Raw genomic sequence first — 379 nt, 5'->3', positions numbered from 1 at the left:
GAGGCGATGCTGGAAATTCATCGCCTGGGTGCGGCCGACGGGCTGACCCTGAAGATCTCGCGCCTTGGCGGCGTGACGAAGACGCGCCAGATCCGCGACGTTGCCGTCGACCTCGGCTTCATGATCACGGTCGAGGACACGGGCGGCGCCGAGATCGACACCGCGGCCATGGCGCATCTGTCGCTGTCGACGCCGGAAGAGCGCCGGCTGCATGCCATCGCCTTCCATGAATGGGTGACGGTGCGCACGGCGTCGAACATGCCGCCGGTCACCGGCAGCCGCATGGGCATTCCGGACGGACCGGGCCTCGGCATCGACGTCGTTCCCGACCTGCTGGGCAAGCCTTTCTTCGAGGTCGGCCGCTGAGATGAAGATCCGC

1 protein-coding gene is annotated in these 379 nt (G+C 67.3%); it reads left to right on the top strand.

The window, feature by feature from the left end:
* A partial coding sequence (locus tag EN906_RS37160; RefSeq protein ID WP_281060493.1) for an enolase C-terminal domain-like protein occupies window positions 1–366 on the top strand: 366 nt, incomplete at its 5' end.
* Window positions 367–379: the final 13 nt, after the last annotated feature.

The sequence above is a fragment of the Mesorhizobium sp. M7A.F.Ca.CA.004.06.1.1 genome, assembly GCF_003999135.1.
GTDB lineage: Bacteria > Pseudomonadota > Alphaproteobacteria > Rhizobiales > Rhizobiaceae > Mesorhizobium.
This window is presented reverse-complemented; position numbering and strand designations above follow the sequence as displayed.